Annotated in this window: 7 protein-coding genes and 1 pseudogene; 2 read left to right on the forward strand and 6 right to left on the reverse strand. The window is 52.6% G+C overall.

The features are described 5' to 3' along the window. The coding region (locus tag H9X84_RS12465; protein ID WP_205134594.1) for a hypothetical protein at positions 1 to 268 on the forward strand (268 nt) is incomplete at its 5' end. Here the strand turns inward: H9X84_RS12465 and H9X84_RS12470 are convergent. The 6 genes from H9X84_RS12470 to H9X84_RS12495 all read right to left on the reverse strand — a co-directional run bounded on the left by H9X84_RS12470 (position 255) and on the right by H9X84_RS12495 (position 5092). Further along, complete coding sequence (locus H9X84_RS12470; protein ID WP_205134593.1) at positions 255 to 677, reverse strand: immunoglobulin-like domain-containing protein; 423 nt, start codon at positions 675 to 677, stop codon at positions 255 to 257. The two genes, H9X84_RS12465 and H9X84_RS12470, sit on opposite strands and share 14 nt — an antisense overlap. Positions 678 to 703: 26 nt before the next feature. Beyond that, entirely contained in the window at positions 704 to 2053 is a 1350-nt protein-coding gene (gene glmM / locus H9X84_RS12475) for a phosphoglucosamine mutase (RefSeq protein ID WP_205134592.1), read from the reverse strand. 29 nt (positions 2054 to 2082) lie between these two features. Continuing rightward, entirely contained in the window at positions 2083 to 3366 is a 1284-nt protein-coding gene (locus tag H9X84_RS12480) for a YbbR-like domain-containing protein (RefSeq protein WP_205134591.1), read from the reverse strand. Further along, positions 3363 to 4217 carry a diadenylate cyclase CdaA gene (gene cdaA / locus H9X84_RS12485; protein ID WP_205134590.1) on the reverse strand — a complete coding sequence of 285 codons (855 nt, stop codon included), beginning with the start codon at positions 4215 to 4217 and terminating at the stop codon, positions 3363 to 3365. The genes H9X84_RS12480 and cdaA overlap by 4 nt, the downstream gene beginning before the upstream one ends. A 179-nt stretch (positions 4218 to 4396) precedes the next feature. Then, positions 4397 to 4597, reverse strand: coding sequence for a hypothetical protein (locus H9X84_RS12490; RefSeq protein WP_205134589.1), 201 nt, complete (start codon positions 4595 to 4597; stop codon positions 4397 to 4399). Positions 4598 to 4615: 18 nt separating this feature from the next. Next, positions 4616 to 5092, reverse strand: a complete 477-nt coding sequence (locus H9X84_RS12495; RefSeq protein WP_205134588.1) for a pyridoxamine 5'-phosphate oxidase family protein — start codon at positions 5090 to 5092, stop codon at positions 4616 to 4618. Between the two features lie 63 nt (positions 5093 to 5155). Between H9X84_RS12495 and H9X84_RS12500 the strand changes: the two are divergent. Then, positions 5156 to 5875: pseudogene (locus tag H9X84_RS12500) on the forward strand (IS256 family transposase); the annotation flags it as partial. Positions 5876 to 6140: the final 265 nt, after the last annotated feature.

Raw genomic sequence — 6140 nt, forward strand, 5'->3', positions numbered from 1 at the left:
GCTCATAGTTCCTCCTAGTTTAATGGATGTCTTTGCAAACACCATTTTACCAGAAACTGTGAGTCATTTTTACTTGTTGCACTTAGATTATAAATTCAAACGCAAAAAAAGAACGGCCGGAAAAGCAGGTCCCCCTTCAGAAAACAGTACCGATCAAAATAAAATTGCCGGAACCCTCTTTGTTTACAAGGATTCCGGCAATATTTATTTTCTTATGCAGATGCCCCTGAGGAAATATTCCTGCGGGCTTTCTGTTATTCCTGCGTAAATTCCGCCGCTACGGGCATATCGTTCACCAGAAGGATGATCCGGTATTCCCCTTTGCCAATGCCGCCGCAGAGAGTTTTCCAGTTGATGGGGATTTCCGCCGTTTCCCCCGCTGCCACAGCTGTGGTCTCCTCACCCCAGGTAGCGCCCGCTGTGCCGGGGAATTCCTCCCATACGCCGTCTTTCTTTTCCTCCAAATGGTACAGCAGACGGTAGGATACCTCCTGATCGGAGCCATTGGTCAGCAGGAAAGTGGCACTGGTAGATTTCAGTGTATCCGCCTGCAATTCCAAAGTAACGCCTTCCAGCTGGTTCACTTCCGAAAACTGTGTCGTATAATCTTTGCCGCAGCCGACAAAGGCCAGCAGGCAGATCAATACCGCCGCCAGAATACTGCATTTTTTTCTCATAGGTCTGTTTCTCCCTTTCCTCCCTGTTACTGCAGGTTTTTTTCGATAAATTCCGCCAGTCGGCGGGCCTCTTTTTCCATTCTTTCCAGATCTTTCCCCTCGATCATAACACGGATCAGAGGTTCTGTGCCGGAAGTACGGATCAGTACTCTGCCGTCAGCGGAGAAATCCGCCTCCAGCGCCTCAATGGCATGACGGATGGCCGGCACTTCCATATAGGTGTTCTTTTTGGCGTTGTTCACCCGGGCATTTACCAGCACCTGGGGCATGGTTTCCATAGCCGCCGCCAGCTCCGATGCCTTCTTGCCGCTGCGCTTCATGACAGAGAGCATCTGGATGGCAGTAAGGATGCCGTCCCCGGTGGTGTTGTGATCCAAAAAGATAATATGACCGGACTGCTCGCCGCCCAGATTTCGGTCCGCCGCGATCATCCGCTCCAGAACATACCGGTCACCCACATTGGCCTGCTCAATGGCAATCCCCTTTTCTCTGCCCATGAGGGTCAGGCCCAGATTGGACATGACGGTGCCGACAATGGTATCGTTGCGCAGAGCGCCCCGTTCCTTCATATCCAGACCGCAGATGGCCAGGATTTTGTCCCCGTCGATGAGCTCGCCGTTTTCGTCTACGGCCAGACAACGATCCGCGTCTCCGTCAAAGGCAAAGCCGATATCGGCGCCGTTTTCCTTGACAAAGACCTTTAGATCCTCCATATGGGTAGAACCGCATTTCTTATTGATATTGGTGCCATCGGGCTCATTATGAATGATGCACAGGCCCGCCCCCAGATTTAATAAAGCGATGGGCGCCGCTTTATAGGAAGCGCCGTTGGCGCAGTCCAGCGCCACTTTGATGCCCTGGAACCGTTCCTTTGTGGTTTTGGTCAAAAAGTCGATATAATCATCCAGGGCCTCCTCCGCCATGGAACGGGTGCCGATGGCCGCGCCTGTGGGGCAGGGCAGGATCTCCTGATGCCCCAGAAGGATATCCTCGATCTCGTCCTCCAGCTCATCGCTGAGTTTATAGCCCTTGCTGCTGAAAAATTTGATGCCGTTGTACTCCACAGGATTATGAGAAGCGGAGATTACAACCCCCGCGTCCAGGCGGTATTTCCGCACCAGATAAGCCACCGCCGGTGTCGGCACAATGCCTGCCAGCACCGCATGGGCGCCCACAGAGCAGATGCCGGCTACCAGTGCCGCCTCCAGCATATCGCCGCTGATACGGGTATCCATCCCCACCAGAATCCGGGGAGCATGGTTCGTTTCCTTTGTCAGGACATAAGCGCCCGCGCGTCCCAGCTGATATGCCATTTCTCCTGTCAGTTCCGTGTTCGCTACGCCACGGACACCGTCTGTACCGAATAATCTTCCCATTGTTCTCTTAACTCCTTTATTTCCCGCTGTTAAAACTCCGCGTTATTGTTTTCCTCTCTGTCCCCGCCGGCGGCTGTTACCATAACGGAAAGGACCGTATCTGTGGTAGAAATGCCCTCCGGCAGCTGCCAGAGGATCTCCGCCTGATGGGTGCCCGTTTCCAGACCGCTCACATCCACCGTAGCGCTGATCCGCCCTGTGTCCACACTAGTCAGAAGATCTTCTTCCCCTACCAGCGTCACAGCCACGGAAGAAGGCAGTTCATAGGTATACTGGCTGTTCATGTTCAACAGTGTGATGGCGGAAGAAGGAACCCACACCGTCGTCTCCGCGCTCCTTGCGATATGCACCATCACCTGTACGCTCTGGCTGGCACCGTCCTTGATCCGTACCCCATCGGGCAGGTAGTCCTCCAGACGGAAGGTTCTGGATGTGGAGGTGGTCCGCCCTGCCACATCAATGGGCTCCAGAGACAGATAAGACAGTCTTTCCAGAGCGTCCTCTTCGCCCACTACGGTAATACTTTCCGGTGTCGTGGTGATCTCCAGAATATGGTATCCCTCCGCCGGTGTTCCGGAAATCTCCACCTGCAGGGGGATCTGTTTCTCATCCTGCATCAGATAGGATACTGTAACCGTATCCTGAGAGAAGCTAATGCCGCTGACGGTTTCGCCTTCCGCGTCATAAGCCACCAGCTTGCTTTCCAAAACGCCCTGTTCCACCGCGTCCGCGGCGCTGACAGTGGCCCGCACAGACGCCACACGGTCCACGGCGGATTTCGCGCCTTTTACCATGACCGTCTCTATGCTTAACTGCGGCTCAGAAAGGTTTTCAGAGCCTTCCGCCATACCGTTCATGGAAATCTCCACCGGGAATTCCTTGCTGACCAGCGTCTCAATAGACAGCTCCACGGCAGAAGGGCTCTTGCTGACAATGACATAACCGCTGCCGCTGGGCAAAGTCACCTTTACCTCCGCCGTGCGCACATCTCCGCTGGAAACATATCCCAAATCGGCGGCGTCCACCTCGGCGGTAATCATATCGGACTGCTGCTGGCTCAAACGATCCAGCGCCGTCCGCTGTCCCTTGATCTTAATATTGATCTTTGTCTCCGACAATTCCTCCCAGTTGGCAATGGTCAGCCCCTGGGCCGTCAGGGATTCCATGCCGGTGATCTGCAGGGGTGTACTGTATGTTCTGGTATCCTCCGGCTGGTCGATGCTGATGACCATGAACCACATAATGGCCGCAATAGCAATGGAAAGCAGTTTCCAGCCCAGATCCTTCATCAATAATTCCTGAAATCTCTTCATTTTTCCGGCCTTCCTTTCCAAATCATCCATTTCTTCCTGCCGGTCTGATTCTGCTGGGAAAGCATGGTCTTCAACTGTTCCGTCGTCAGATCACGATAGAGCACGCCGCCTCTGGCCACGGAGATCTTCCCCGTTTCCTCAGACACAACGATAACATAGGCGTCCGACACCTCGCTGGCGCCGATGGCCGCCCGGTGTCTGGTGCCCAGCTCCATGCTGACCTCATTGCTGTCTGTCAGCGGCAAAAAGCAGGTTGCCGCCGCCACCCGGTTATGGCGAATGATGACCGCCCCGTCATGCAGGGGCGTATTATGCTCAAAAATATTGATTAACAGCTGGCTGGAAACGATGGCGTCAATGGGGATGCCGGTACGCTCCAGGTCGCCCAGCGGAACTTCCTGTTCCATCAAAATCAGGGCACCGGTCTTTACAGCTCCCATTTTTCCCGCTGCCTTGACGATCTCATCCACGGTTCTGGCCGCCGCCTTTTCATCGCCGGCGTCGTCGCTGCGGGTAAAGTAAGAGAAAAACTTGCCTTTGCCCAGCTGTTCCAGCGCCTTTCGCATTTCCGGCTGGAATACGATCAGCAGCGCGATGATGCCCACGCTGATGGTATTGGATAAGATCCAGAGGATGGTATTCAATTTTAAGATCGAAGCCACAGCCGCCAGGGCAAAGATCACTAAGATCCCCTTAAAGAGCGCCCACGCTCTTGTTTCCTTGATCCAGAAAATGATCTTATAAATTATGTAGGCTACGATAAGGATATCCAGCACATCGGTGATACCGATGGAGGGCTTTACAAATTCCGTAATGCCCAGGCTGTCAAAGATTCCCTGAAATAATTCCATGCTTCTACACCTGATTTCCCTTTGTTTTCTATAAAAATACAGACTTAAATACAGTATAGCATAAAGTCGTCAAAAAATGTTGTACACTTTTAAAATTCAGAAAAAATTACGATATTTCCCATGCCCCGCAAAAAGGCACGGCTCCTTGGCGGCAGCCGTGCCTTTCTCCTGACGGCGGCTTAGAATCCGCCGTGGGTTTTATTGTCATATTCCTGATCCGCCAGACACTCCGCCGCCAGATCTTCCAGTTCCTGTTCCCTGCGCGCCTGCTCCTCCTCTTCCTCTATCATATGCATCAAAAAGCCGAAGGCCAGGGCTTTCTCCCGCCCTGATACCTTTCCGTCCCGGTTCAAATCAAAAGGTTTTCTGAAAAATGACATCTTCGCCGCCTCCTTTTTTTACAAACACAGCCGCTGTCTGGGGGAATACCCCTCCTGCTTCAGTTCCGAGCACAGCAGCTCCATAACCGCAGGCCGCACCCGGATCAGATGCATGGGCTCCGCCAGCTTTTTCATGGCCTCTTCAGAGATGCCGCATAGATCCAGCAGCTTCCGGTATTCTTCCGACCAGGGCTCTGCCATCTGGGCCGTCCCCGTCACCCGCAGCCCCTCCAGCTGGCCAAAGCCGCTGTATGGCGCAAAGATGGCCAGACACACGTGGGGATTTCCCTTTAATGCCCGGAACTTCAGTCCGCCTTCGGAAAACAGATAGAAACAGCCCTCCACATAATGGTACTCAATGGGAGTACACCGGACGAAATCGCCTGCCGCCGTCGCCAGCGCACAGGTATTATGACGGCCTATAACCTCTTCAATTTTCTTCTTCAGGATAAGGTAAAATAAGTTTCGCAAATTATAATGGATAAAAAGAGACATGGTTTGCAGATCTCTGGTAGAATGAAGTTGCGACACCACCATTCTGAAAGGAGACAGCAAACCATGTCCGAGAAAATTGTACAGCTAAATGAGGAAGTAATCAAGGGTCAAATCAAAGAATTGGTACGCGGAAGCGTAGAGGAAACCCTTAATGAACTACTGGAGGCTGAAGCGGAGAAGTTAACCCAGGCAGCACGATACGAACGTAACGAGCTGCGCCAGGGCTATCGGAGCGGTCACTATAGCCGTAATCTTACTACTACTTCTGGGGATGTCACACTCAAGGTGCCCAAACTCAAGGGGATATCCTTTGAAACTGCTATTATCGAGCGGTACCGCCGCCGGGAGAGCAGTGTGGAGGAGGCCCTCATCGAGATGTACCTGGCTGGAGTATCCGTCCGCCGAGTAGAGGACATTACGGAAGCTCTTTGGGGCAGCAAGGTATCTCCCTCCACCATTAGTGAACTGAACAAGAAAGCATATGTCCACATTGAGGATTGGCGCAACCGCCCTCTGCAGGGCGGACGATATCCGTATGTCTATGTGGATGGGATCTATCTGCGCCGTAACTGGGGCGGAGAGTTTGAAAATGTGGCTATTCTGGTTGCGATTGCCGTCAATGAGGACGGGTATCGTGAGATTTTAGGTGCTGCCGAGGGTATGAAAGAAGACAAAGCCAGTTGGGTTAACTTCTTCCAGTGGCTGCGTGACCGTGGGCTGGACGGAGTCAAACTGGTAGTTGGAGACAAGTGCCTTGGCATGCTGGAGGCTGTGGGAGAAGTGTTGAGACCGTTTCAAGTTTTGTGTAAAGTGAATAAACTGATATAAGATATGTCATTAGTTACTTTGGGCAGAGCCTATTGAGGTTCTGCCTTTGTCTGTATTATAATGCAGTTTCCGGACATGTCAAGCAGGGCTGGTCAGTCCAGCCCTATCAGCCCGGCCGCTGCTTATAATCCTGACAGCCTTTCTTCAAAAAATATCTCCAGCTGCGAATGAATCTGGCCCCAATCCTGTCGGTGTCCGGTCCATTTTTTCGTGATATCTA

This window comes from Anaerotignum lactatifermentans, from assembly GCF_016902535.1.
GTDB classification, from domain to species: Bacteria; Bacillota; Clostridia; order Lachnospirales; family Anaerotignaceae; genus Anaerotignum; species Anaerotignum lactatifermentans_A.